Genomic DNA, 24,785 nt, shown 5'->3' on the forward strand with positions numbered 1-24,785 from the left:
CCCTACGCGGCGTCGCAGCTTGTGCGCGGTGTTTGGCCGTGTCAGCATCCCTGCTCAAGGAGTGAGTTGACCCATGCAGACAACACAGACGGAACGGGTGCATTTGCCCCAAACGCTTGAGCCCCGCAATCCGGGGATCGCGCTGGATCTGGACTGGGTGATGCGGGCGACCGCCAACCGCTCGGCGATTGAACGGCGCGCAGCGACCTTGCCGGGGCGGCGGTCGGTCAAGAAAGCCTACCAGGCGGCTTGGCTGTGTCGGGCGATCACCTGCATCGACCTTACGACGCTTGCCGGGGATGACACGGTGGGTCGGGTCAACCGGCTGTGTGCCAAGGCGCGGCAACCGGTGCGGGCTGATCTGCTTGAGGCGCTGGGGATGTCCGGCCTGACCGTGGGCGCGGTCTGTGTCTATCACGACATGGTAGAGCCTGCGGTCGCGGCATTGGCCGGATCGGGCATTCCCGTTGCAGCGGTCAGTACCGGGTTCCCGGCAGGCCTGTCGCCCTTCCATCTGCGGGTGGCCGAGATCGAGGAAAGCGTGAAAGCAGGTGCCACCGAGATCGACATCGTGATTTCGCGTCGGCATGTGCTGACCGGCAATTGGCACGCCCTCTACGAGGAGATGAAAGCGTTTCGCGCAGCGTGCGGCGATGCGCATGTGAAGGCCATTCTGGCGACAGGTGAGCTGGGCACGTTGCAGAACGTCGCGCGGGCGTCTTTGGTCTGTATGATGGCCGGAGCGGATTTCATCAAAACCTCGACCGGCAAGGAAAGCGTGAACGCCACGCTTCCGGTGTCATTGGTGATGATCCGGGCCATTCGGGACTATCACAAGGCGACAGGCTACCGCGTTGGTTACAAACCCGCTGGCGGGATTTCCAAGGCCAAGGATGCGTTGGTCTATCTTTCGCTGATCAAGGAAGAACTGGGTGACCGTTGGTTGCAGAATGACCTATTCCGCTTTGGCGCGTCGTCCCTGCTGGGAGACATCGAGCGGCAGTTGGAGCATCATGTGACGGGGGCCTATTCGGCGTCTTGGCGTCATGCGATTGGATAGGTCGCGTTTGCGTATTTTTGAAAAGAAGAAGCCATGACCGTGCAAGAGATATTCGAAACAATGGAGTATGGAACCGCGCCTGAATCCGCTGCTGACGCCTTGGCGTGGCTGGTCGATCAGGGGGATCGGTTCGGGCATTTCATCGATGGCGCGATGACCGCACCGGGGGATGTGTTCGAAAGCCGCAATCCGGCGACGGGCGAGGTGCTGGCCCATCTGTCTCAGGCCGGTCAATCGGACGTGAATGCCGCCGTTGCAGCGGCGCGCACGGCGCAGAAGGGCTGGGCCAAGCTGGGCGGTCCGGGACGGGCGCGGTATTTATACGCGCTCGCGCGGTTGTTGCAGAAGCATGCGCGGTTGTTTGCGGTGTTGGAGAGCTTGGACAACGGCAAGCCGATCCGCGAGAGCCGGGACATCGACGTGCCTTTGGCACAGCGGCATTTCTATTATCACGCAGGGCAAGCGCAGTTGTTCGACACAGACTATGCCGGGCGCGCGGCGCATGGCGTCTGCGGTCAGGTGATCCCGTGGAATTTCCCGCTGCTCATGTTGGCATGGAAGGTGGCGCCCGCTCTGGCGGCGGGCAACACTGTGGTGTTGAAGCCTGCGGAATATACGTCGCTCACCGCGCTTTTGTTTGCCGATATCTGCCGTCAGGCGGGGGTGCCCAAGGGCGTGGTGAATATCGTGACCGGCGACGGCGCAGTGGGCGAGATGATCGTCATGCACCCGGATGTGAACAAGGTGGCCTTTACCGGATCCACAGCCGTGGGGCGACGTATCCGCGAGGCGACGGCAGGCACAGGCAAGGCGTTGACGTTAGAGCTGGGCGGCAAGTCACCCTACATCGTGTTTGAGGATGCCGATCTTGACAGTGCTGTCGAAGGACTGGTCGATGCGATCTGGTTCAATCAGGGGCAAGTGTGCTGCGCGGGGTCACGGCTCTTGGTGCAGGAAGGTGTGGCGGAGCGGTTCTATGCCAAGCTGCGCGCGCGGATGGACAAGCTGCGGGTTGGTTCGCCGATGGACAAGTCGGTAGATGTCGGCGCGATTGTCGATCAAAAACAGTTAGAAGTGATCCGGCGGCTGGTTGATGGGAACAGTGCAGGCGAGACCTATCAGGCGTCCTGCGCCATGCCTGAGACGGGCTGTTTCTATCCGCCGACATTGATCACCGGGCTAAGCACAGCTGATCCGCTGATGCAGGAAGAGATCTTTGGACCTGTGCTGGTGGGCACCACGTTTCGCACGCCGTCCGAGGCGGTCGAGGTTGCGAACAATACGCGCTACGGGTTGGCGGCGACGCTGTGGAGCGAGAACATCAACGTCGCGTTGGACATCGCGCCCAAGCTGGCTGCGGGTGTTGTCTGGATCAACGGGACCAATATGTTCGACGCCGCCGCGCCGTTTGGCGGCGTGCGCGAAAGCGGGTTCGGGCGCGAGGGTGGGCCGGAAGGTCTTGATTCTTATACTGTCCCCGTGGGGACATCCAAGGTTTTGAAACAGATCGCGGGTTTCAGCAGCGGCCCGGATATGGAACCGCAGGCGGTGGACCGGACGGCCAAGCTCTATATCGGGGGTAAGCAGACGCGGCCCGATAGCGGCTATGCCTACGAGGTGTTCACCAAGGCGGGAAAGCTGATCGGTCAAGCGCCGCTGGCCAGCCGCAAGGATGTCCGCAACGCGGTTGAGGCGGCGCGCGGCGCGGCGGGCTGGGCCGGGACAACGGCGCATCTGCGGGCGCAGATCCTGTACTACATCGCCGAGAATCTGGCCGCCCGGAAAGACGAGTTCGCCACCCGGATCAACCAGATGACCGGGGCAAAGACGGGCGCAAAAGAGGTGGATGTGTCGGTGAACCGTCTCTTCTCCTATGCCGCCTGGGCCGACAAATTTGATGGGCGCGTGGCACAGGTGCCGCTGCGCGGTGTGGCCTTGGCCATGCGCGAACCCTGCGGGGTGATCGGGGCGTTTTGCCCGGATGATCATCCGCTTTTGGGGCTCGTGTCGGTGATGGGCCCGGCGATTGCGATGGGCAACCGCGCGGTGCTTGTCGCGTCTGAACCCTTCCCGCTGGCTGCGACGGATTTCTACCAAGTGCTCGACACGTCCGACGTGCCGGGGGGGGTGGTCAACATCCTGACGGGGCGTCACGCAGAGCTGGCCCCGACATTTGCGCAACATATGGATTTGGAGGCGGTCTGGACGTTTTCGTCCTCGGATCTGTCTGCCGAAATCGAACGCGGTGCTGCGCGAAACCTCAAGCGGACATGGGTGAACAGCGGCCGCGTGCGCGACTGGTCGGGCCCCGATGGCGAGGGCCGCGTATTCCTTGATGCGGCCACCGAAGTGAAGACCGTGTGGGTGCCCTATGGCGCGTGACGGCCAATTTTCGCTGGGGTCATTGAGAATCCTCTTCGGCAATGCTAATTTCAATTCACCCAGCGCCGGGGCGGAACGGCGTCTACACCTAGGAGGACGATGTCCTGTCTTTTCAAACGGATGTGGCACATGCCGCTGACGGGGGTCTGCCAATGACTGGCACACCCGGAAACGGATCAGCCAGCGAAGCGACGCTCGCGGTGATTCTCTCGGAACTCAACGACAACAAAGCCGAAGATATCGTGCAGATCGACCTGCGCGGCAAAACGTCTATCGGGGACTACATGGTTGTCTGCTCGGGGCGGTCGACCCGGCAAGTGTCTGCACTGGCGGAAATGCTGATGGAGACGCTCAAGACCGAACGCGGTATCTTTTCCAAAGTCGAAGGCAAGGAAACTGGCGATTGGGTGCTCATTGATACCGGGGACGTGATTGTTCACATCTTCCGGCCTGAAGTGCGCGAATTTTACCAGTTGGAAAAGATGTGGCTCCCGACAGGGACGGCGCTGACCAACTAAATGCGGGTGCATCTTCGCGCTGTAGGGCGGCTTGCGGGCCGCTCTGAGGAGCGTGCACTTGTTGACGATTATCTGTCTCGCTTTGGGCAGACCGGGCGCGGGCTTGGCTGGCGCTTTGAAGGTGAGACTGAGGTTGAAGACAAGAAGAACGGTGGGATGGCGGCAGAAGCAGTGCTTTTGCGGTCGTCCATTCCGACAGGATCTTTGATTGTCTGTCTGGATGAGCGCGGGACCGTGATGTCTTCGCCGGCTTTTGCGGAAAAGATGCAAGGTTGGGCGGAACAAGGTCGATCCGATGTGAGCTTTGTCATTGGTGGTGCGGACGGGATTGATACGTCCTTGCGCGACGAGGCGGATTTTCTGTTGTCCTTTGGCAAGATGGTCTGGCCGCACAAACTGGTCCGGGTGATGATCGCGGAACAGCTTTATCGTGCGGCTTCGATTGTGGCGGGGACACCTTATCATAGGGTCTAGGCGAACGATGCGTTGACGCATCGCCTGTTTCCGATGACGAAAACAGGCCCAAAGTCAGGTGTAGGCGATCACCAGCAGGACGATACCAAGGATCACGCGGTAGATCACATAGGGTGTGAAGCTGACCGATTTGAGCAGGCGCATCATCAGGGTCAGCGCGGCCAGTGCAGCAAAGAATGCGAAAAGCGCGGCAATGGCTGCATCGTGCATGATGGCCGCGTTTGCCTCTTGTGCCACTTCGACACTGAGTAATGCGCCCGAGGCAAGGATTGTCGGGATCGACATCAGCATCGCCAGCCGCGCGGCGCTTTCGCGGTCATAGCCAAGCTGACGACCTGCGGTGATTGTGATGCCGGACCGGGAGGTGCCCGGGATCAGCGCGAGCGCTTGCCATAGCCCCATGATGACCGCGTCTTTCAGTGTCCAGTTCACGGCCCGTTTGGTGACGGGGCCGGTTTGATCTGCCCAGTAAAGAACCAGACCAAAGATCAGCATGGTCCATCCGATCACCGCGGTGGAGCGCAGCAGGTCATTGTAGCCGGACAGTTTGAGGGCAAGGCCAAACAGCACCACCGGGATTGTTGCCACGATCAGGCACAGCGCCCAGAACGCGCCTTGTGTGTCGATCTTGCCTTTGAGCAGGCGGCCAAGTCCAATGGTCACGGCCTGTACGTCGGAGCGGAAATAGAGGATAACGGCAAGCAGGGTGCCCACATGCACCGCCACGTCCAGCGCCTGCCCCTGATCGGCCATGCCTGTCAGATTCGGCAGAAGAATCAGGTGTCCTGAGGACGAAATCGGCAAAAATTCCGTAATGCCCTGAATCAATGCCAAGATAAGAAGATGGGTCAGGGGCATAGCGGTCTGTCCAAATACGCGTCGGAGTTGGGTATAAAGCCTTAAAAACCAAGGGGAAGGTTTATTTTAAGTCCGGATCGGACCTAAAATAGCTGCATCGCAGCATGAAATTGTTGCCCGTGGGCTGAAAATCGCAAAAATAGGTCAGCATAAGTGACTTTTCTTTCGTGGTGCACTTCTATAATCAATCGCAACCAGTTGAAGGGAAGGACGTGAGCCATGGCAAAGCAGCCGATGTTGAAGTTCGTCAAAGTTGAACGCGACATGCCCACAAAGCGTGCCGCCGATGAACGACGCGAAGACTTCCACGAGATTTATACCGAATATGCCAAGGCCAAGGCCGAAGAGCAGGCAAGCCGCTGTTCGCAATGTGGGGTACCCTATTGCCAGACACATTGCCCGCTGCACAACAACATCCCCGATTGGCTGCGCCTGACCGCCGAAGGTCGGTTGCAGGAGGCCTATGAGGTCAGCCAAGCGACCAACACCTTCCCCGAGATTTGCGGCCGCATCTGCCCGCAGGACCGCCTGTGCGAAGGCAATTGCGTCATCGAGCAATCCGGTCACGGCACAGTGACCATCGGGTCGGTCGAGAAATACATCACCGACACGGCATGGGAAAATGGCTGGGTCAAACCGATCACGCCTGCACGGGAGCGCAAAGAAAGCGTGGGCATCATCGGGGCCGGTCCCGGTGGTCTGGCAGCGGCCGATGTGCTGCGCCGTCAGGGTGTGCAGGTCACAGTTTATGACCGCTATGACCGCGCTGGCGGGTTGTTGACCTACGGGATACCGGGTTTCAAGCTGGAAAAGCCGGTTGTCATGCGCCGCAATGATCAGTTGGAAAAGGGCGGTGTGCGCTTTGTTCTAAACTGCAATATCGGCGAAGACATGTCGTTCGAAGAAATCCGCGCGCAGCATGACGCGGTCATCATCGCCACCGGCGTTTACAGGTCTCGTGATCTGGGCGGACCGGGGTCTGGTGCCGATGGCATCGTCAAGGCGCTCGATTACCTCACCGTGTCCAACCGCAAGAGCTTTGGCGATGATGTAGCCGCGTTCGACAGCGGAGAGCTGAACGCCGAGGGCAAGCGCATTGTCGTGATCGGTGGTGGTGATACCGCGATGGATTGCGTGCGCACTGCGATCCGCCAGGGCGCCAAGAGCGTGAAATGCCTGTACCGCCGTGACCGCGCCAACATGCCGGGGTCGCAACGCGAAGTGCAGAACGCCGAGGAAGAAGGCGTGCAGTTCGAATGGCTCACTGCGCCCAAGGGCTTTACCGGTGACCCGGTGGACGGCGTGATCGTTCAGCGGATGCGTCTTGGTCTGCCCGATGCCACGGGCCGTCAGATGCCCGAGCTGATCGAGGGGTCAGATTATGCTGAGCCTGCGGATCTCGTGATCAAGGCGCTTGGCTTTGAACCAGAAGAACTGCCGACGCTTTGGGGTGTGCCGGAATTGGCTGTGACCCGTTGGGGCACTGTCAAAGCGGCCTTCACCACGGGCGCAACGGAGCTTCCCGGCGTGTATGCCGTGGGTGACATCGTGCGCGGCGCGTCTTTGGTTGTCTGGGCGATCCGCGATGGACGCGACTGTGCTGAGGCCGTGTTGCAGCAGTTGAACGGTGCCAGCGCCGTCGCGGCGGAATAGCAAAAAACCACACTGCCCGCGCAAGGAAAACTGTCCTTTGCAGCCGGGCCTCTGAGGAGAGACATGATATGACCAAGTATGATGCGGATTGGGTTGCCGCCGAAGAAGCCAAGCGCAAATGGATGGCCGAGAATGGTCTCTATTCCGAAGAAGACGAACATTCGTCTTGCGGTGTCGGGCTTGTGGTCTCGTTGGATGGCAAGCCGTCCCGCAAGGTGGTTGATGCGGGCATTGATGCGCTCAAGGCGATCTGGCACCGGGGTGCTGTTGATGCCGATGGCAAGACCGGCGATGGCGCGGGCATTCACGTCCAGATCCCCGCACCGTTCTTTTACGACCAGATCGAGCGCACCGGCCACACGCCGCGTATGAACGAGCTGATGGCCGTTGGTCAGGTGTTCCTGCCCCGCACCGATTTCGGCGCGCAGGAAACCTGCCGGACCATTGTGGAAACCGAAGTGCTGCGCATGGGGTATTACATCTATGGCTGGCGGCATGTGCCGGTGGCTGTGGGATGTTTGGGCGAAAAGGCCAATGCGACCCGTCCCGAGATCGAACAGATCCTGATCTCGAACTCCAAGGGTGTGGACGAGGAAACATTCGAGCGCGAGCTTTACGTGATCCGTCGTCGGATCGAAAAAGCGGCGGCTGGCGCGGGCGTTGGTCAGCTATATATCGCGTCGCTGTCGTGTCGCTCGATCATCTACAAGGGCATGATGCTCGCCGAGCAGGTCGCAGAGTTTTATCCCGATCTTCAGGACGAACGCTTCGAGAGCGCGTTTGCGATCTATCACCAGCGCTATTCCACCAACACCTTCCCGCAGTGGTGGTTGGCGCAGCCCTTCCGCATGCTGGCCCATAACGGCGAGATCAACACGCTCAAGGGCAATGTCAATTGGATGAAGAGCCACGAGATCCGCATGGCGTCGGGCGCATTCGGCGACATGGCCGAGGATATCAAGCCGATCATCGCCAATGGCGCTTCGGATTCCGCCGCTCTGGACGCAGTGTTCGAAGTGTTGGTCCGCGCGGGGCGCAATGCGCCAATGGCGAAAACCATGTTGATCCCGGAATCGTGGTCCAAGCAGGCAATCGAGCTGCCCGAGGCGTGGCGCGATATGTATTCTTATTGCAATTCCGTGATGGAGCCGTGGGACGGCCCTGCCGCGCTGGCCATGACCGATGGTCGTTGGGTTTGCGCTGGGCTTGACCGTAACGGTCTGCGTCCGATGCGTTATGTCGTGACGGGTGACGGCCTGCTGATCGCTGGCTCTGAGGCCGGTATGGTGCCGATTGACGAAGGCACCGTGCGCGAAAAAGGCGCGCTTGGACCGGGGCAGTTGTTGGCGGTCGATATGCAGGAAGGCAAGCTGTACCACGACGTTGAGATCAAGAACAAATTGGCTGCCAGCCAGCCGTTCGGCGAATGGGTCGGCAAGATCAACGAGCTTGACGAAGAGCTGGGCCGCGTGACCGAGACGCCTTTGTACGAGGGTGCTGAACTGCGTCGTCGCCAGATCGCGGCGGGGTATACGATTGAAGAGCTGGAACAGATCCTCGCGCCGATGGCCGAGGACGGCAAGGAAACGCTGGCGTCGATGGGCGATGACACACCGTCGGCTGTTCTGTCCAAGAAGTACCGTCCGCTTTCGCATTATTTCCGCCAGAACTTCAGCCAGGTGACGAACCCGCCGATTGATTCCTTGCGCGAATTCCGTGTGATGAGCCTCAAGACGCGTTTTGGAAACCTCAAGAACGTGCTGGACGAGTCGAGCGCACAGACCGAGATTCTGGTGCTGGACAGCCCGTTTGTCGGCAATACGCAGTTCAAGGAACTGGCCAACCATTTCAACGCCGGTCTTTGCGAGATCGACTGTACCTTCCCGGCAGACGCAGGGCAGGGCGCGTTGCAGGTTGCTCTGGAGCGGGTGCGCTCTGAGGCGGAAGACGCGGTGCGGTCCGGTGCGGGGCACATCACCCTCACAGATGAGTATTGCGGCGAAGGCAAAGTGGCGATGCCGATGATCCTTGCCACCAGCGCCGTGCACAGTCACCTGACCCGCAAGGGTTTGCGGACCTTCTGTTCGATCAACGTGCGGTCCGCCGAATGTATCGACCCGCATTACTTTGCCGTGCTCATCGGCGCAGGTGCGACCGTGGTGAACGCCTATCTGGCCGAAGATTCGCTGAATGACCGGATCAGCCGGGGTCTGCTCGACCTGACGCTGACCGAGGCGGTTGCCAAGTACCGTGAAGCGGTGGACCAAGGCTTGCTCAAGATCATGTCGAAGATGGGGATTTCGGTTATCTCGTCTTATCGCGGTGGTCTGAACTTTGAGGCCGTGGGCCTGAGCCGTGCCATGTGTGCCGAATACTTCCCCGGTATGCTCAGCCGTATTTCGGGCATTGGTCTGAACGGGCTTCAGCGCAAGGCAGAGGAAATCCATGCGCTTGGCTTCCGCGGTGGTCAGGACGTGTTGCCCATCGGTGGGTTCTACAAGGCGCGCAAATCGGGTGAGACGCACGCGTGGGGCGCGCAGACGATGCATCTGATGCAGATGGCCTGCAACAAAGCGTCGTATGAGATTTGGAAGACTTATTCAAAAGCGATGCAGGCGAACCCGCCAATCCATCTGCGTGACCTTTTGGCGATCAAGCCTTTGGGTGAACCGATCCCGCTTGAGCAGGTGGAATCGATCACCAGCATCCGCAAGCGGTTCGTGACACCGGGCATGTCGCTGGGTGCGTTGTCGCCCGAGGCGCACAAAACGCTGAACGTGGCAATGAACCGGATTGGGGCCAAGTCCGACAGTGGTGAAGGTGGCGAAGATCCGGCGCATTTCGTGCCAGAGCCGAATGGCGACAACCCATCTGCGAAGATCAAGCAGGTGGCGTCTGGCCGGTTCGGTGTGACCGCCGAATATCTGAACCAGTGTGAAGAGCTTGAGATCAAGGTCGCACAGGGCGCCAAGCCCGGTGAGGGTGGTCAGCTTCCGGGGATGAAGGTCACCGACCTGATCGCCCGTTTGCGCCATTCGACCAAGGGCGTGACGCTGATCTCGCCGCCGCCGCACCACGATATCTATTCGATCGAAGACCTTGCGCAGTTGATCTACGACCTCAAGCAGATCAACCCGCGCTGCAAGGTGACGGTGAAGCTGGTTGCGTCTTCGGGCGTTGGCACGATTGCTGCTGGTGTGGCAAAGGCCAAGGCGGATGTGATCCTGATTTCCGGCCACAATGGTGGCACAGGTGCATCGCCTGCAACGTCGATCAAATACGCCGGTTTGCCATGGGAAATGGGTCTGACCGAGGCGCATCAGGTTCTGTCGATGAACAAGCTGCGGGACCGCGTGACCTTGCGGACCGATGGGGGTTTGCGCACCGGGCGCGACATCGTCATGGCTGCGATGCTGGGGGCCGAAGAATACGGCATCGGCACAGCGGCACTGATCGCGATGGGCTGTATCATGGTCCGTCAGTGCCAGTCGAACACTTGCCCCGTCGGTGTGTGTACGCAGGACGAAGACCTGCGCGCCAAGTTCACCGGCAACGCGGACAAGGTTGTGAACCTCATCACCTTCTACGCGCAGGAAGTGCGGGATGTGCTGGCGTCCATCGGGGCCAAGTCTTTGGAAGAGGTGATTGGGCGCGCGGATCTGTTGTCGCAAGTGTCGCGCGGATCGGATCACCTTGATGATCTGGACCTCAACCCGCTTTTGATCCGGGTCGATGGGTCGGACGAGATCGTCTATGACCGCAACCGCCCGCGCAATCCGGTGCCGGATACGCTTGATGCGGAAATCGTGCGCGACGCGGCGCGGTTCCTCGAAGACGGTGAAAAGATGCAGCTGTCCTACGCTGTGCAGAATACGCACCGGACGGTGGGCACCCGGACATCATCGCACATCGTGCGCAAGTTCGGGATGCGCAACGCGTTGCAGCCGAACCACCTCACGGTCAAGCTAACCGGCTCTGCGGGCCAATCTTTGGGCGCGTTTGCCGCTCCGGGGCTGAAACTCGAAGTGTCGGGAGATGCAAACGATTATGTCGGCAAGGGTCTGTCGGGCGGCACCATCGTGGTGCGTCCGCCAATGATGTCCCCGCTGGTAGCAGCCGAGAACACGATCATCGGCAACACCGTGCTTTATGGGGCGACCGACGGCTACCTCTTTGCGGCCGGTCGCGCGGGCGAACGCTTTGCGGTGCGGAACTCGGGCGCCAAAGTGGTGGTCGAGGGATGTGGATCGAACGGGTGTGAATACATGACCGGCGGTGTTGCGGTGATCCTTGGCAGCATCGGGGCCAACTTTGGTGCGGGCATGACCGGCGGGATGGCGTATCTGTATGACCCCGAAGGCAAGGCACAGGCGATCATGAATATGGAAAGCCTTGTGACCTGTCCGGCCACTGTGGACCATTGGGTTGACCAGCTGAAAGGTCTGATCGAACGCCATGTCGAGGAAACCATGAGCCGCAAGGCGCAAGACATCTTGCAGCATTGGGATCTCGAACTGGGCAACTTCCTTCAGGTCTGCCCGAAAGAGATGCTGGACAAGATCAAGCACCCTCTGTGGATCGAAAAGACAGCCGTTCCGGCCGAGTGACGCGCATGAAATGACTGAAAAGCCCGGCCAGTGCGCCGGGCTTTTTTTGTGTCTTGGGGGCCGCGCCCGGATGTTCTGCATCCAACGATTGCACGCCAGAGCAGATGAACCGCATGCTGCGATTAGGGTAGGACGGACAGCATTGCAAACGCGGTGGGCAGTATCGCTGCCACCAAGAACGCAAGAGCACGGCGATGCGCAAGCCGCACCCACCCGCCGGCCAAAAGGCCAAGCCCCAGCATCAGGGCGGGCAAGGCAATCGCGCCTGTCATGGCGATGGCAAGCCAGGGTTCGGTCAGCTGCGTCCGGGTCAACAACCACAGGGTCAACGCCGCCACCAATGCAGCACCCGTTGTGCCAAGGCCACTGACAACTGCTTGGCGCGGCAGCGTGAACCAACGCGCGAAAACCAGGCCAGTCAGGTAGAATCCGCAATAGAGCATGATCAACAGCATGGCCCGGTCTTGCCAGTTGTGGCGCGAAAGTAAACCGTTTCACGGTATTGCCTTTGTCGCGCCGCGCTTGAACCGGATTCGGGCATTATGGCCTGCGGCACACAGAACCAGTGAAGGTGTTTTCCTGGATGACGGTTGCCCCTAATATGACCGCGATGGCAGGCGAAAAATCCAAATCACCGTCACAGCAGGGTCCACGGCTCGACAAGCCCAAGGCCAAGCGTGCGCGCAAGACCAAAGCCCCTACTTTCGTGGACCGCGTTCTTGCGCCCTATCGCTGGGTGGTGAAGTGGAGCCTGCGTTTGATGCTCGCGCTTGGGGTACTGATGCTTGTGGTGGTTGGCCTGTTTGGGGTCCTGCCTCCACCCACGACCCATACGATGTGGTCCGAGGGGCGCAGGTTGGGTGCGCCGGTGGATCAGATTTGGGTCGATGTTGATCAGATCGCGCCGGTCATGCTGCGCTCGGCCGTGGCGGCGGAAGATGCGAATTTCTGCCTGCATTGGGGCTTTGACGTGCAGGCGATCCAGGCCGCGATCGAGGCAGGGGGCGCACGCGGGGCCTCTACCATTTCGCAGCAGGTGGTCAAGAACGTGTTTCTCTGGCAGCACCGCTCGTGGGTGCGCAAAGGCTTGGAGGCGGTTCTGACCCCGGTGTCCGAGGCGATGTGGTCCAAACGGCGTATCCTTGAGCTTTATCTCAATGTTGCGGAATTTGACGAAGGCGTGTTTGGCGTGCAGGCCGCCGCTGTGCATTATTTTGGTGTCGATGCCAGCGATCTGAGCGCGTCGCAGGCCGCGCGTCTGGCCGCGGTTCTGCCGTCGCCCAAGACCCGGTCTGCCTCAAACCCGAGCAATGCGGTGGAGCGCCGCGCGCGGTCTATCCGAAGCGGGGCCGAGACGATTAATCAGGATGGGCGCGCTGCGTGTTTCCAGAAATGACCCCCCGCTGGTGAGACGAAAACCGCGCGTCTGGGATTAAACCGGCGCTGGGCCATTGTATTGCGAGGCACTTCGCGGCAATGAGAGACTGTCTGACCCACCATTTTCTGGATCCGTTTCGCATGGCCAAGTTGTATCATGTCCCTTTGTCTCCGTTCTGCCGGAAGGTGCGCCTGAGCCTCGCAGAAAAGAAGATCGAGTGTGAATTGATCGAGGAAAGATACTGGGAAAAAGACCCGGATTTCCTGCGTCGCAATCCGGCAGCCAAGGTTCCGGTTCTCAAGATCGACGGGCGCACGATGTCCGAAAGCGCCGCGATCTGCGAATACCTCGAAGAAAAATACCCCGCGCCGCCGCTGATGCCCCGGTCGCTTGAATCGCGCTACGAGGTGCGGCGTCTGGTTGGGTGGTTCGACGACAAGTTCCACAATGAGGTCACGTCAAAGCTCTTGTATGAGCGGGTCAACAAGAAGGTGACCAAGCAAGGCTTCCCAGATAGTGGCAACGTCAAAGCCGGTGCCAAGGCGATCAAGTACCATCTTGATTACATGGCGTGGTTGCTCGATCACCGCCGTTGGCTTGCCGGGGACACGATGAGCCTTGCCGATTTTGCCGCTGCTGCGCATCTGTCGTCGCTGGATTATATCCGCGATGTGGATTGGAACCGCAGCGATGCGGTCAAGGATTGGTACGCGAAAATAAAATCGCGGCCTGCATTCCGGTCGATCCTTGCCGATCAGGTGCCGGGTTTTCCACAGCCGCCACATTATGCTGATCTCGATTTTTGAGGTCAGTCGGATTTTTCTGACGAAAAACCCGACATTGGGGGGCCAGCCCCCCAAGCCCCCCGAGGTATTTTGTGCCCAAAGAAGCCTGGCTGTGTCATGGATCTGACGGAACGCATAAAGGATCAGGCTGTGACCGAAGGCTTTTCGGTCTGTCGCATCTGTCGCCCTTGGGATGTTCCCGAAGTACCCACGCGGCTGCGTGCGTTTCTAGATGCTGGTTATCAGGGTCAGATGGGCTGGCTTGAGGACCGAGCGCAGTGGCGCGCTGCGCCGCAGGTGCTTTGGCCCGAGGCGAAATCGGTGATCATGCTGGCCGAGAACTATGGCCCTGAGCATGATCCGCTGGATGTGTTGGCGCACCACGAGCGTGCGGCGATTTCCGTATATGCGCAGAACCGCGATTATCATGATGTGGTCAAGAAGCGACTCAAGCGGTTGGCACGCTGGCTGATTGATCAGGCAGGTGGCGAGGTTAAGGTGTTTGTCGATACCGCGCCTGTGCCCGAAAAAGCATTGGGGCAAGCGGCTGGGCTGGGCTGGCAGGGCAAACATACGAACCTTGTGTCACGAGAGCTTGGGTCATGGTTTTTCATCGGCTCGGTGTTCACGACGCTGGATTTGGACACGGATGCGGCAGAGGTCGACCATTGCGGATCGTGCCGGGCCTGTCTGGATGTCTGCCCGACTGATGCGTTTCCGGAGCCGTACCGGTTGGACGCGCGGCGTTGCATTTCCTATCTGACGATTGAACATCACGGGCCTGTGGCCGAAAACCTGCGCGGATTGATGGGCAACCGGATTTACGGCTGTGATGATTGTCTTGCCGTGTGTCCGTGGAACAAGTTTGCCAGCCGCGCAACCGAGATAAAATATCATGCGCGTGACGACCTGATGGCTCCGGACTTGGCGGAGCTGGCGTTGCTGGACGATGCGGCGTTCCGGGCGCGGTTCTCAGGGTCTCCGATCAAGCGGATCGGGCGCAACCGGTTTGTGCGCAACGTTCTATATGCGATTGGCAATTCTGGTGCGCCACGGTTGCGGGGTGTCGCGCAGAGTTTGGTGGATGATCCCGATCCGACCGTTGCGGACGCCGCGCGTTGGGCCGTCCTGCGACTTGCCGATGTCGCAAACACACGGTCGGGCTCTGGCGACTAGGCTAGGTCAGGTCCAGGAGGCGCGATTATGGCGATATTATTGGGTGTGGACACGGGCGGCACATACACTGATGCGGTGTTGATGCGCGACGAAGATGCGGTGATCGCCAAAGCCAAGGCGCTGACCACGCGCCAGGATTTGGCAATTGGCGTCGGGGCTGCGGTGCGCGCGGTACTGGACAGCTCGGGCATCGCGGCGTCCGAGATCGCTCTGGCGTCCCTGTCCACAACTTTGGCCACCAATGCGCTGGTCGAAGGACAGGGCGCGCGGGTGGCGCTGATCTATATCGGCTTTGCGGAAAAAGACCTTGCCGCGCAGGGATTGCGGGACGCGTTGGGCGATGATCCGGTGTTCCTTGCCCAAGGCGGTCACACCCATGCCGGGTCCGAGGCGGCCGCTTTGGACGTGGTGGCGATCGCCGATTGGGCCGCCGCGCAGCATGTGTCCGCCTTTGCCATTGCGGCACAGTTCGGCACCCGCAACCCGGCGCATGAAATGGCGGCACGCGATGCGGTGCGCGCGGCAACGGGTCGTCCCGTGACCTGTTCGCACGAGCTTTCGGCCAAGCTGGGTGGACCAAAGCGCGCGCTGACAGCGGTGTTGAATGCGCGGTTGATCGGCTTGACGCATCGGTTGATCGGGCGGGCCGAAGGCGCGCTACGCGAACTGGGAATTGATGCGCCGCTGATGGTGGTGCGCGGGGACGGTGCGCTGATGTCGTCGGAACAGGCGCGCGAACGTCCGATTGAAACCATTCTCAGCGGGCCTGCCGCGTCTATCGTTGGGGCGCGCTGGTTGACAGGCGCGGATCAGGCGCTGGTGTCGGATATCGGCGGCACAACAACCGACATAGCCCTGTTGCGCGACGGGCGTCCGGTGATCGACCCTGAAGGCGCGCGGGTTGGTCCGCACCGCACGATGGTCGAGGCGGTCGCCATGCGCACGCACGGTTTGGGCGGCGACAGCGAGGTGCATGTCTCGGATCAGGGGTTGGAAGCGTCGGTCACTCTGGGGCCGAAACGGGTTTTGCCAATTGCCCTGATCGCCGGGGACGCGCCTGAGATGGTGCACCGGGTGCTGGACGAGCAGCTTAACCGGGCTGTTCCGGGCGAATATGACGCGCGATTTGTGCGCCGTGTTCCGGGGCAGGATGACGTTGGGCTGCCAGAGCGGGCGCAGGCGGTGTTGGCGCGCGTGTCAGAGACGCCAAAGCCGGTGAGCGAGGTGTTGTCCTCGCGGCTTGAGGCGCAAGCGCTGCGGCTGTTGGTGTCGCGCGGGTTGGTCCAAATGGCCGGGCCTACGCCAACCGATGCGCTGCATGTGCTGGGGCGGTTTGCCCATTGGGACGCCGAAGCGTCGGACAAGGCGATGCGGCTTCTGGCGCGCAAACGCGGCGGGTCTGGCAACCGACATGCCGAAACAGCAGAGGCGATGGCGCAACAGATCGTGGACGCCTTGACCCAAGCCACTGGAACCGCTTTGCTTGAGGCGGCGTTTGCGGCGGATGGGTTAGACGAAGTTGCGGCCCTTGCGCGGCATCCTCTGTTGTTTCGCGGCTTACGTGAAACGCCGGGATTGGTGCGGCTGACGGCAGCGTTGGGCGTGCCGGTTGTGGGGCTTGGGGCGTCGGCGCGGGTCAGCTATCCGGCGGTGGGGGCGTGGCTCAATGCGGAAACGCTGTTGCCGGATCATGGTGATGTGGCCAATGCCATCGGGGCTGTGACCGGGCGGATACGAATGATGCGTGAAGGTATGGTGACAAGCCCCTCCGAGGGCCGTTTTCGTGCCTATATCGGCGAGGCGCCGCAGGTTTTCCCGGATGCACACACTGCAATGAATGCCCTGGAAGCAGTGCTGACAGCAGCGGCGCGTGCGGATGCCGAAGACGCAGGCGCAGAGTCGGTGCATCTGCATATCACGCGCGATATCAAGCAGGCCGAGATCGAGGCGCGCGAGATGTTTGTCGAGGCGCGCATCGTGGTCGAGGCAACAGGCCGACCTCGGATCGCCGCTCACGACGTGGCGACGGCCCTGTAACAAGGGTTGGACTTTCGCCCATCAGCGCCATCTATAGGACCGAGATCACGGACAGGAGGCATTCCATGGCCAAATACGAAAAGAACCCGGACGTTATTGCGACCTTGTCGCCAGAACAGTTCTACGTGACGCAGGAAAGCGGCACGGAACGGCCCGGTACGGGGGAATACCTCAACAACAAAGAGCCGGGTATCTATGTCGATATCGTCAGCGGTGAGCCGCTTTTTGCAAGCGCCGACAAGTACGAGTCGGGCTGTGGCTGGCCAAGCTTTACCAAGCCGCTCGAGCCCGCACATGTGAACGAGCTGCGCGACCTGACGCTTGGGATGATCCGCACCGAAGTGCGGTCAGCCCATGGTGACAGCCATCTGGGGCATGTGTTTCCCGACGGTCCGCAAGACCGGGGTGGTCTGCGCTATTGTATCAATTCCGCCAGCCTGCGGTTTATCCATCGTGACGATATGGAGGCCGAAGGCTATGGTGCTTATCTGGATCAAGTGGAGAACGTGGCATGACCGAACGTGCAGTGTTGGCTGGTGGCTGTTTTTGGGGAATGCAGGATCTGATCCGCAAGCTGCCCGGCGTTCACGGGACGCGCGTGGGATACACCGGTGGTGATGTGGCCAACGCGACCTATCGCAATCACGGCACACATGCCGAAGGGATCGAGATTGTCTTTGACCCAACGGTGATTTCCTATCGACAGCTTTTGGAGTTCTTCTTTCAGATCCACGATCCGACCACGCTCGACCGGCAAGGCAATGACCGTGGGCTAAGCTACCGGTCAGCGATCTACTATGTCGATGAGGCACAGAAAGACTGTGCGTTGGACACGATTGCCGATGTGAATGCTTCTGGCGTGTGGCCCGGCAGGGTGGTGACCGAGGTAGAGCCTGTGGGCGATTTCTGGGAGGCCGAGCCCGAGCATCAGGATTATCTTGAACGGTTCCCGAATGGCTATACCTGCCATTTCCCGCGTGCGGATTGGGTTCTTCCCAAGCGCGACGCGGCCGAGTGATGTGAAACCCTTAGGTCGGGCGATCCCGCCCGGCCTATTTTTTCGCCGCGCCAATCCGCGGTTCGGTCCCGTCCTTGAGCCGCGTAAGGTTCGCGCGGTGACGCCAGACGATCAGCAGCGCGAGGGCGATTGTCAGCGGGAAAATCTGGCCTTGCCCGATGACGAGGCAGATCAATGGAGACCAAGCCGCCGCCACCAGTGCCGACAGGCTTGAGATACGGCTGATCGCGGCGGTGGCCAGCCAGATCGCACAGGCCAACAGTCCAACGGGCCACGCCAGCGCCAGCATCAGGCCAAGAAACGTCGCCACGCCCTTGCCCCCTTTGAAGGAAAGCCAGACCGGGAAACAGTGTCCCAGAAACGCCGCCAGCGCTGCGATTTGTGCGGCGTCTTCGCCTGCCATTGCGCGGGCCAATAGAACGGCAACCGCGCCCTTGGCCCCGTCCAGCAGCAAGGTCGCCGCCGCAGCCCCTTTGTTGCCGGTGCGCAGCACGTTTGTTGCGCCGATATTTCCCGACCCGATCTCGCGCAGATTGCCCAGGCCCATAGCCTTGGTTAGGATCAGCCCAAACGGGATTGATCCCAGCAGATACCCGATTGCGGCCCATAGAACGACCAGAGCTATGCTTGATTCAAGTGCTGGCATCAGGTGCTCCGGTAGACCGAGGTTCCACTTACGAAGGTTTCAAGAACCTTACCCTGCAAGCGCGCGCCGTCAAACGGTGTGTTTTTTGACTTGGACAGCAGCTTGAACCGGTCAAGCACGATGGGTTTGTCCGGGTCGAACAAGACCAGATCGGCAGGCGCGCCTTTGGTCAGACGGCCACAGTCCAGACCAAGCCGCTTTGCGGGGTTCAGAGACAGCGCGCGGAACAGCGTCGGCAGATCCAGATCGCCGGAATGGTACAGGCGCATCAGAACTGGCAGCATTGTCTCCAGGCCGACCGCCCCGCTTGCGGCTTCTTCAAAGGGCAGGCGTTTGCTTTCTTCGTCTTGTGGCGTGTGGAACGATCCGATCACGTCGATCAGGCCGGATTTGACGGCTTCGACAACGGTGTGTCGATCATCTTCGGCACGCAGGGGCGGCTTGACCTTAAAGAAGGTGCGGTAATCGGCAACGTCGAATTCATTGAGCGTGAGGTGATGCATCGACACGCCTGCGGTCACGTCAAATCCGTTGCGCTTGGCCCGCTCCAGCGCGGGCAGGGCGCGGGTCGTGGTGATCTGGTCGGCATGGTAGCGCACGCCGGTCATTTCCACGAGCGCAATGTCCCGGTCCAGCCCCATGCGCTCGGCCATCGGCGACACGCCCGGCAAACCGCGCAACGATGCGAATTTGCCCGATGTCGTGGCGGCCCCGGCGGACAGGTTCGGTTCCTGCGGGTGCCCGACGATCAGCGCGCCCAAAGCCCGCGCATAGGTCATGGCGCGGGACAGCACCTTGGTGTCGCGCACCACGCGGTCGCAATCGGTGAAGGCCACGGCACCGGCATCCATGAGAAACCCGATCTCGGTCATCTCGCGCCCGTCGCGGCCTTTGGTCAGCGCGGCCATGGGCAGAACATGCACCGGGGCGGCCTCGTTGGCGCGGCGGCGAATGAATTCAAGAACTTCGGGCGTGTCGATTGCCGGGCTGGTGTCGGGCCGCGTGACGATGGTGGTCACACCGCCTGCCGCCGCTGCCTGACCGGCAGAGCCATAGCTTTCCTTGTGCCGTTCACCGGGTTCGCAGATCTTGACGCCGATATCGACTATGCCCGGCGCGAGGTACTTGCCCCCCGCATCGCGGCGCTGGTCCAGCGGCACAGTGTCGGTGCTCAGATCCGGTGCAGGGGTCTCGAAAATCTCGGCAATCACGCCGTTGCGGATCAGAACTGCGCCGGGGGTGACGGTGCCCGCCTCTGGGTCGACAAGACGCGCGTTGGTGATGAGTAAGGTCATGTCAGGCCCCCTGTTTCTGGCGGGCGGCATTGATCTGGGCAATCACTGCCGCAGGGTCGGGCTGGTACTTGATCAGGTGCTTGTTGCCGGACTTTGTAATGATCTGGACCGCACCTGCAATGATCCGCAGCTTGACGATCTCGTTCAGCGGCGTCGTGCGTTCATAAGGCCCATCAAGGCGGGTGTCGGACATCGTCCAGATCTCGTCCATCACCTCATCGGCCATATACCATCCGCGCAGGGCGATGGCCGCTAGACCGCCGATTGCACCAGTCCAGACATGGGGATTGCCCGCCACCCATAACAGCGCCATCCCGACCACCATCGCAATTGCGGACATCACCGCATGGGCGCGGGTGTAGGTGGCCATGTCAGGTTTGAATTCGGTCATGTGGGCTTTCTGCGGGCTGGTCAGTTGAGCATGATCTTGGCAGCGATGATCCCAACGGAGATCACCGCAAAAAGGCCGAGCGCCACCCAGAGGGCGGTGTTCGATTGTGCGACGTTGCCAGTCGGTGCCCCGCCGATGCTGCCTTTGGCCGAGGCGGTTCGGATCGGCGTTGCACTCATCGCGGCCTTGGGTTCATTGAACGTGCCGACCCAGCGCAGGGGCGTTGCAATCGCCAGATCCTGTTCGGTGTGATTGAACGCCTGCGACGGAAGCACCAGAACAAATCCCTTTAACGCATCCAGCCGGGGCCGCATCGCGGCAAAGTCTGACCCGTTCACATCATGGGCGTTGATCAGGTATTGCGACAGCGGCATGTCGCCCAGATCGCGGATGTCGATGGTGTCGACAAAGGCCGCACGCAGGGATTTCGCGCCAAGCGCGTATTGCAGTGGCCATTCGCCGGTGCCTGCCTGCGTGGTAAACCGTTCAACAGCTTCGCGCGGGAGGTCGATGTGAAACACACGGATGACGCCGCGTTCGCTGCTGTTGATATGGATGGACGTGCTCATACCATGACACCTCCCGGTTGCGCCGCGCGTCGATCCCGAAGCGACCGGGCCAGCAAATCCATCGCCGCCATGCGCACCGCGACCCCCATTTCCACCTGTTCCTGAATGACCGACCGGTTGATGTCATCAGCCAGTGTTCCGTCAATCTCGACTCCGCGGTTCATTGGTCCGGGATGCATGATGATGGCATCGTCCTTGGCACAGGCAAGTTTATCGGCGTCCAGCCCGTAACGGTGATAGTATTCACGTTCGGACGGGATGAACCCGCCGTCCATGCGCTCTTTCTGGAGGCGCAACATCATCACCACGTCGACGTCCCGCAGCCCTTCGCGCATGTCGTCAAACACCTCAACGCCGAATTCGCTGATCCCCGACGGCATGAGCGTGGGTGGGCCGACAAGGCGCACGCGGTTTTCCATCTTGCCCAACAGAAGGATGTTAGACCGCGCGACGCGACTGTGGGCGATATCGCCGCAAATGGCGATGGACAGGCGGTGCAACCGGCCCTTTTCGCGCCGGATCGTCAGCGCATCCAAAAGCGCCTGCGTGGGGTGTTCATGTTTGCCATCCCCGGCATTCAGGACCGCGCAATCGACTTTTTGCGACAGCAGATCCACCGCGCCGGCCTGAGGGTGCCGCACCACGAGCAAATCAGGGCGCATCGCGTTCAGCGTCATCGCCGTATCAACCAGCGTTTCACCTTTCTTGATCGATGACGCCTGCATCGCCATATTCATCACATCCGCGCCCAAACGCTTGCCTGCCAGCTCGAAACTGGCCTGCGTCCGGGTCGAGTTTTCAAAGAACATGTTGATCTGCGTCAGCCCGGCCAGAACATCGGTGCTGGGGGTGCGTGTGCGATTGCGGTCTGCGTATTGGTCCGACAGGTCGAGAAGGGTGGTGATTTCATCCGGTCGAAGGGGTTCGATCCCAAGCAAGTGTCGTTGATCGAAACGCATCGGTTGGCCTTTTCGGAGTGCTTGGCCGCTTATAGAAACTGCACTGCCGCGCGGCAAGAGCGTCATCCCTTTTGCGCGCCACATTGCCGGGATAGGGTGACTGCATGGATTCGCACATGGATTGGCATGCGGCTCGCGCCGCGCTGGAATGGCAGGTTGACCTTGGCGTGACCGAGTCGATCTCGGAAACGCCCATCAACCGTTTTGAGCAGGTCGCACCGCCGCCCAAAACAGGGCTTGCCGCCGTGTCGCAGGCCCCGGTGATGCCGGTAGAAATCAACCCCGTTGCCGAGGCAGAAGCCGCCGCACGGGGGGCAAGTGATTTGGCCGCGTTGAAAGCGGCGATGGAAGCCTACCCGCATTGCGATCTGCAAAAGGGCGCGCGTAATCTGGTGTTCAGCGATGGTGTGGCCGGATCCCGCGTTATGATCATCGGCGAAGCGCCGGGGCGCGAAGAGGATCAGGTCGGCAAGCCATTTGTCGGACGCGCGGGGCAATTGCTTGATAAGATGCTTGCCGCGATTGATCTGGGCCGCGACCGGACCGACGCGCACTCGGTCTACATCACCAACGTTTTGCCGTGGCGACCGCCGCAAAACCGCGATCCCAAGCCGGATGAAATGGCCATGATGATGCCCTTTCTCAAACGGCATATCGTCCTTGCCAAACCCGAGGTTTTGGTGGTCATGGGCAATATCTCGTGTCAGGCCCTGCTTGGCAAACGCGGCATCACCCGACTGCGCGGCCAATGGGACGCAGCCGAAGGTCTCCCCGTGATCCCGATGTTCCACCCTGCCTATCTGTTGCGCAGCCCGGCAGCCAAGCGCGAGGCTTGGGCCGACCTTTTGGACCTGCGCGCGCATCTGACCAAGAAAGCCTGACCCATGAGCCGTATCGACGACACCAAAGATTTCATGCCGATCCGCATTGCCGTTCTTACGGTCAGCGATACGCGCTCTCTGAGTGAAGACCGCTCTGGCGATACGCTTGTTGGCCGGATCGAAGCGGCGGGGCATATCGTGGCGGACCGCAAGATCATTCAGGACGAACGCGATCAGATCGCGACACAGCTGCGCGTTTGGTGCGACACGCCGGATATCGACGTGGTGATCTCGACCGGGGGGACCGGGCTGACGGGGCGGGATGTGACGGTCGAAGCGCACCGCGATGTCTACGAGAAAGAGATCGACGCCTTTGGCACGGTGTTCACCATGGTGTCGTTCCAAAAGATCGGCACAAGCGCCATCCAAAGCCGCGCGACGGGCGGCGTGCGCAATGGCACGTATCTTTTTGCGCTGCCCGGAAGTCCGGGGGCCTGCAAGGACGCGTGGGACGAAATTCTGAGCCTTCAGCTCGATTACCGGCACCGGCCGTGTAACTTTGTAGAGATTTTGCCGCGATTGGACGAACATTTGCGACGGAAATAGCGTTTAACTGCGTGTAACGCATAGACGTGATATTGGAAAACATTCAGATCTGGCTATCTGTCTGGTCAGACCTGTTATTGAGGATTGTCGCATATGCGGTTCCTGCGCCGTAGCCTGACCGGGCTTTTTCTTCTTTCCGTGACGCTTGGCTTGTTGGCCTTTGCCGGGGTGCAGGTGCGGGATGCCGTGCAGGATCGCATGTCGCAAGAACCCCGCAGCTTTCCGCAGCGCGAACGCGTTTTCGCGGTGAACGTGATCGGGGCAGAGTTGCAGACGATCACCCCTGTCCTCACCGCCTTTGGTCAGATCGAATCCGTGCGCACTCTGGAACTGCGTGCAGCGGCAGGGGGGCGCGTGATTGAAATTGCGCCGGATTTCGTCGAAGGCGGGCGCGTGACCGAAGGCCAGTTGTTGGTTCGGATTGACCCCACCGATGCGGAATCGGTGCTCCAGCGTGTCCAAAGTGATATCGTCGATTCCAAAGCCGAACAGCGCGAGGCAGAGCGGGCGATTGTGCTGGCGCAGGACGAGCTTGAGGCGGCACAGGAACAGGCGGATTTGCGCGAACGCGCCTTTCAGCGCCAGCGTGATCTGCAAGACCGCGGCGTTGGCACCGCCGCAGCGGTCGAGGTCGCGGAACTGGCCGCAGCACAGGCGCGGCAGGCGGTGTTGTCGCGCCGTCAGGCCGTCGCACAGGCCGAGGCGCGGATTGATCAGTCGACCACCCGTCTGTCCCGCGCCAGCATAGCCGAGGCCGAGGCGCAGCGCCGTTTGGATGACACGCTCATCCGGGCCGATTTCTCGGGTACGCTGGCGGATGTGTCGGTGGTGCAGGGGCGGCTTGTGTCGTCCAACGAACAGCTTGCCCGCCTGATCGACGCAGAGGCGCTCGAAGTGGCGTTCCGCGTGTCCACGCAACAATTCGCGCGGCTTTTGGATGATACCGGCAACTTGACCAGATCGGACGTTATTGTGGTTCTGGACGTGTTCGGCACCAACCTGACAGCGACCGGAACGCTCAGCCGTGCAGGCGCGGCTGTGGGGGATGGTCAAACCGGACGGCTTTTGTTTGCCACGCTCAACAGCGCGCCGGGGTTCCGTCCGGGTGATTTCGTCACCGTCAAAATAGAAGAACCGCCCCTGGAACAGGTGGCGCGCCTGCCAGCCTCGGCGCTCAATGCTGCGAACGAAGTGCTGGTTCTGGCTGATGAAGACCGGCTTGAGACGATCGCCGTCACGCTCTTGCGGCGTCAGGGCGATGATGTGCTGGTCCGCGCCCGTGGCTTGCAGGGCCGCGAGGTCGTGGCCGAACGCACGCCGCTTCTCGGCGAAGGCATCAAGGTTCGTCCCCTGCGTGACGCAGGACAAGCCGCTCCCGAAGAGCCGGAGATGGTCGAGCTGACCGAGGAACGCCGCGCGCGTCTGACGGCCTTTGTCGAGGCCAACACCCGCATGCCCGAAGAGGCACGGCAACGCATCCTGCAACAGCTGTCGCAGGGCACTGTACCGGCGCAGGTTGTTGAACGCATCGAATCCCGGATGGGAGGATAAC

The 24,785-nt window shown here is 60.8% G+C and carries 22 protein-coding genes; 15 read left to right on the forward strand and 7 right to left on the reverse strand.

Annotated elements, in window-relative coordinates:
* Nucleotides 1-73: 73 nt before the first annotated feature.
* The 4 genes from deoC to rlmH all read left to right on the forward strand — a co-directional run bounded on the left by deoC (nt 74) and on the right by rlmH (nt 4,434).
* The gene (deoC, locus tag ACSHXH_RS03150; protein WP_435670308.1) at nt 74-1,060 is read left to right on the forward strand and encodes a deoxyribose-phosphate aldolase; all 987 of its coding nucleotides are present in this window, start codon (nt 74-76) and stop codon (nt 1,058-1,060) included.
* A 33-nt stretch (nt 1,061-1,093) separates the two neighbouring features.
* Nucleotides 1,094-3,442, forward strand: coding sequence for an aldehyde dehydrogenase family protein (locus ACSHXH_RS03155; protein WP_435670309.1), 2,349 nt, complete (start codon nt 1,094-1,096; stop codon nt 3,440-3,442).
* Nucleotides 3,443-3,594: 152 nt separating this feature from the next.
* The gene (gene rsfS, locus ACSHXH_RS03160) at nt 3,595-3,960 is read left to right on the forward strand and encodes a ribosome silencing factor (RefSeq protein WP_435670310.1); all 366 of its coding nucleotides are present in this window, start codon (nt 3,595-3,597) and stop codon (nt 3,958-3,960) included.
* A complete protein-coding gene (rlmH, locus tag ACSHXH_RS03165) occupies nt 3,961-4,434 on the forward strand; it encodes a 23S rRNA (pseudouridine(1915)-N(3))-methyltransferase RlmH (RefSeq protein WP_435670311.1) in 474 nt (157 codons plus the stop codon). It abuts the gene before it with no gap.
* A 54-nt stretch (nt 4,435-4,488) separates the two neighbouring features.
* Here rlmH and ACSHXH_RS03170 read toward each other — a convergent pair whose 3' ends face one another.
* A complete protein-coding gene (locus ACSHXH_RS03170) occupies nt 4,489-5,292 on the reverse strand; it encodes an undecaprenyl-diphosphate phosphatase (RefSeq protein WP_435670312.1) in 804 nt (267 codons plus the stop codon).
* Nucleotides 5,293-5,511: 219 nt separating this feature from the next.
* Between ACSHXH_RS03170 and ACSHXH_RS03175 the strand changes: the two genes are divergently transcribed.
* Together ACSHXH_RS03175 and gltB are read left to right on the forward strand one after the other, a co-directional pair.
* Nucleotides 5,512-6,945, forward strand: coding sequence for an NAD(P)-dependent oxidoreductase (locus tag ACSHXH_RS03175; RefSeq protein ID WP_435670313.1), 1,434 nt, complete (start codon nt 5,512-5,514; stop codon nt 6,943-6,945).
* 68 nt (nt 6,946-7,013) lie between these two features.
* Nucleotides 7,014-11,552: a glutamate synthase large subunit gene (gltB, locus tag ACSHXH_RS03180; RefSeq protein ID WP_435670314.1), complete on the forward strand. Its 4,539-nt coding sequence runs from the start codon at nt 7,014-7,016 to the stop codon at nt 11,550-11,552.
* A gap of 122 nt (nt 11,553-11,674) precedes the next feature.
* On the opposite strand, the gene ACSHXH_RS03185 is transcribed toward gltB, so the two are convergent.
* Nucleotides 11,675-12,007, reverse strand: coding sequence for a hypothetical protein (locus tag ACSHXH_RS03185; RefSeq protein ID WP_435670315.1), 333 nt, complete (start codon nt 12,005-12,007; stop codon nt 11,675-11,677).
* A 155-nt stretch (nt 12,008-12,162) separates the two neighbouring features.
* Here ACSHXH_RS03185 and mtgA point away from each other — a divergent pair, with 155 nt between their 5' ends.
* The 6 genes from mtgA (at nt 12,163) to msrA (ending at nt 17,946) form a co-directional block, all read left to right on the forward strand.
* On the forward strand, nt 12,163-12,948 hold the full coding sequence (mtgA, locus tag ACSHXH_RS03190) for a monofunctional biosynthetic peptidoglycan transglycosylase (protein WP_435670613.1): 786 nt from the start codon (nt 12,163-12,165) through the stop codon (nt 12,946-12,948).
* A gap of 122 nt (nt 12,949-13,070) precedes the next feature.
* On the forward strand, nt 13,071-13,736 hold the full coding sequence (gene fzlA, locus ACSHXH_RS03195; protein ID WP_435670316.1) for an FtsZ-binding protein FzlA: 666 nt from the start codon (nt 13,071-13,073) through the stop codon (nt 13,734-13,736).
* A 96-nt stretch (nt 13,737-13,832) separates the two neighbouring features.
* Nucleotides 13,833-14,891 carry a tRNA epoxyqueuosine(34) reductase QueG gene (gene queG, locus ACSHXH_RS03200; protein WP_435670317.1) on the forward strand — a complete coding sequence of 353 codons (1,059 nt, stop codon included), beginning with the start codon at nt 13,833-13,835 and terminating at the stop codon, nt 14,889-14,891.
* Nucleotides 14,892-14,918: 27 nt separating this feature from the next.
* Nucleotides 14,919-16,928 carry a hydantoinase/oxoprolinase N-terminal domain-containing protein gene (locus ACSHXH_RS03205; protein WP_435670318.1) on the forward strand — a complete coding sequence of 670 codons (2,010 nt, stop codon included), beginning with the start codon at nt 14,919-14,921 and terminating at the stop codon, nt 16,926-16,928.
* A 65-nt stretch (nt 16,929-16,993) separates the two neighbouring features.
* Entirely contained in the window at nt 16,994-17,443 is a 450-nt protein-coding gene (msrB, locus tag ACSHXH_RS03210; protein ID WP_435670319.1) for a peptide-methionine (R)-S-oxide reductase MsrB, read from the forward strand.
* Entirely contained in the window at nt 17,440-17,946 is a 507-nt protein-coding gene (gene msrA / locus ACSHXH_RS03215; RefSeq protein WP_435670320.1) for a peptide-methionine (S)-S-oxide reductase MsrA, read from the forward strand. The genes msrB and msrA overlap by 4 nt, the downstream gene beginning before the upstream one ends.
* A gap of 34 nt (nt 17,947-17,980) precedes the next feature.
* Here the strand turns inward: msrA and plsY are convergent, their stop codons facing one another.
* The 5 genes from plsY to ACSHXH_RS03240 are packed head-to-tail and all read right to left on the reverse strand — an operon-like array spanning nt 17,981 to nt 21,806.
* A complete protein-coding gene (gene plsY, locus ACSHXH_RS03220; protein WP_435670321.1) occupies nt 17,981-18,592 on the reverse strand; it encodes a glycerol-3-phosphate 1-O-acyltransferase PlsY in 612 nt (203 codons plus the stop codon).
* Nucleotides 18,592-19,887 (reverse strand): dihydroorotase, encoded by a 1,296-nt coding sequence (pyrC, locus tag ACSHXH_RS03225; protein WP_435670322.1) that lies wholly within the window; start codon nt 19,885-19,887, stop codon nt 18,592-18,594. The genes plsY and pyrC overlap by 1 nt, the downstream gene beginning before the upstream one ends.
* Before the next feature lies 1 nt (nt 19,888).
* Nucleotides 19,889-20,278, reverse strand: coding sequence for a hypothetical protein (locus ACSHXH_RS03230; protein WP_435670323.1), 390 nt, complete (start codon nt 20,276-20,278; stop codon nt 19,889-19,891).
* A 20-nt stretch (nt 20,279-20,298) separates the two neighbouring features.
* On the reverse strand, nt 20,299-20,847 hold the full coding sequence (locus ACSHXH_RS03235; protein WP_435670324.1) for an aspartate carbamoyltransferase catalytic subunit: 549 nt from the start codon (nt 20,845-20,847) through the stop codon (nt 20,299-20,301).
* Complete coding sequence (locus tag ACSHXH_RS03240; protein WP_435670325.1) at nt 20,844-21,806, reverse strand: aspartate carbamoyltransferase catalytic subunit; 963 nt, start codon at nt 21,804-21,806, stop codon at nt 20,844-20,846. The genes ACSHXH_RS03235 and ACSHXH_RS03240 overlap by 4 nt, the downstream gene beginning before the upstream one ends.
* Nucleotides 21,807-21,910: 104 nt before the next feature.
* Here ACSHXH_RS03240 and ACSHXH_RS03245 point away from each other — a divergent pair, with 104 nt between their 5' ends.
* From ACSHXH_RS03245 to ACSHXH_RS03255, 3 genes are all read left to right on the forward strand, one after another.
* Nucleotides 21,911-22,687 carry a uracil-DNA glycosylase gene (locus ACSHXH_RS03245; protein ID WP_435670326.1) on the forward strand — a complete coding sequence of 259 codons (777 nt, stop codon included), beginning with the start codon at nt 21,911-21,913 and terminating at the stop codon, nt 22,685-22,687.
* Between the two features lie 3 nt (nt 22,688-22,690).
* Nucleotides 22,691-23,233 (forward strand): molybdenum cofactor biosynthesis protein B, encoded by a 543-nt coding sequence (gene moaB / locus ACSHXH_RS03250; protein ID WP_435670327.1) that lies wholly within the window; start codon nt 22,691-22,693, stop codon nt 23,231-23,233.
* 93 nt (nt 23,234-23,326) lie between these two features.
* A complete protein-coding gene (locus tag ACSHXH_RS03255) occupies nt 23,327-24,784 on the forward strand; it encodes an efflux RND transporter periplasmic adaptor subunit (protein WP_435670328.1) in 1,458 nt (485 codons plus the stop codon).
* Nucleotide 24,785 lies beyond the last annotated feature (1 nt).

This window comes from Marivita sp., from assembly GCF_051251565.1.
In the GTDB taxonomy this organism is placed as follows: Bacteria; Pseudomonadota; Alphaproteobacteria; order Rhodobacterales; family Rhodobacteraceae; genus Marivita.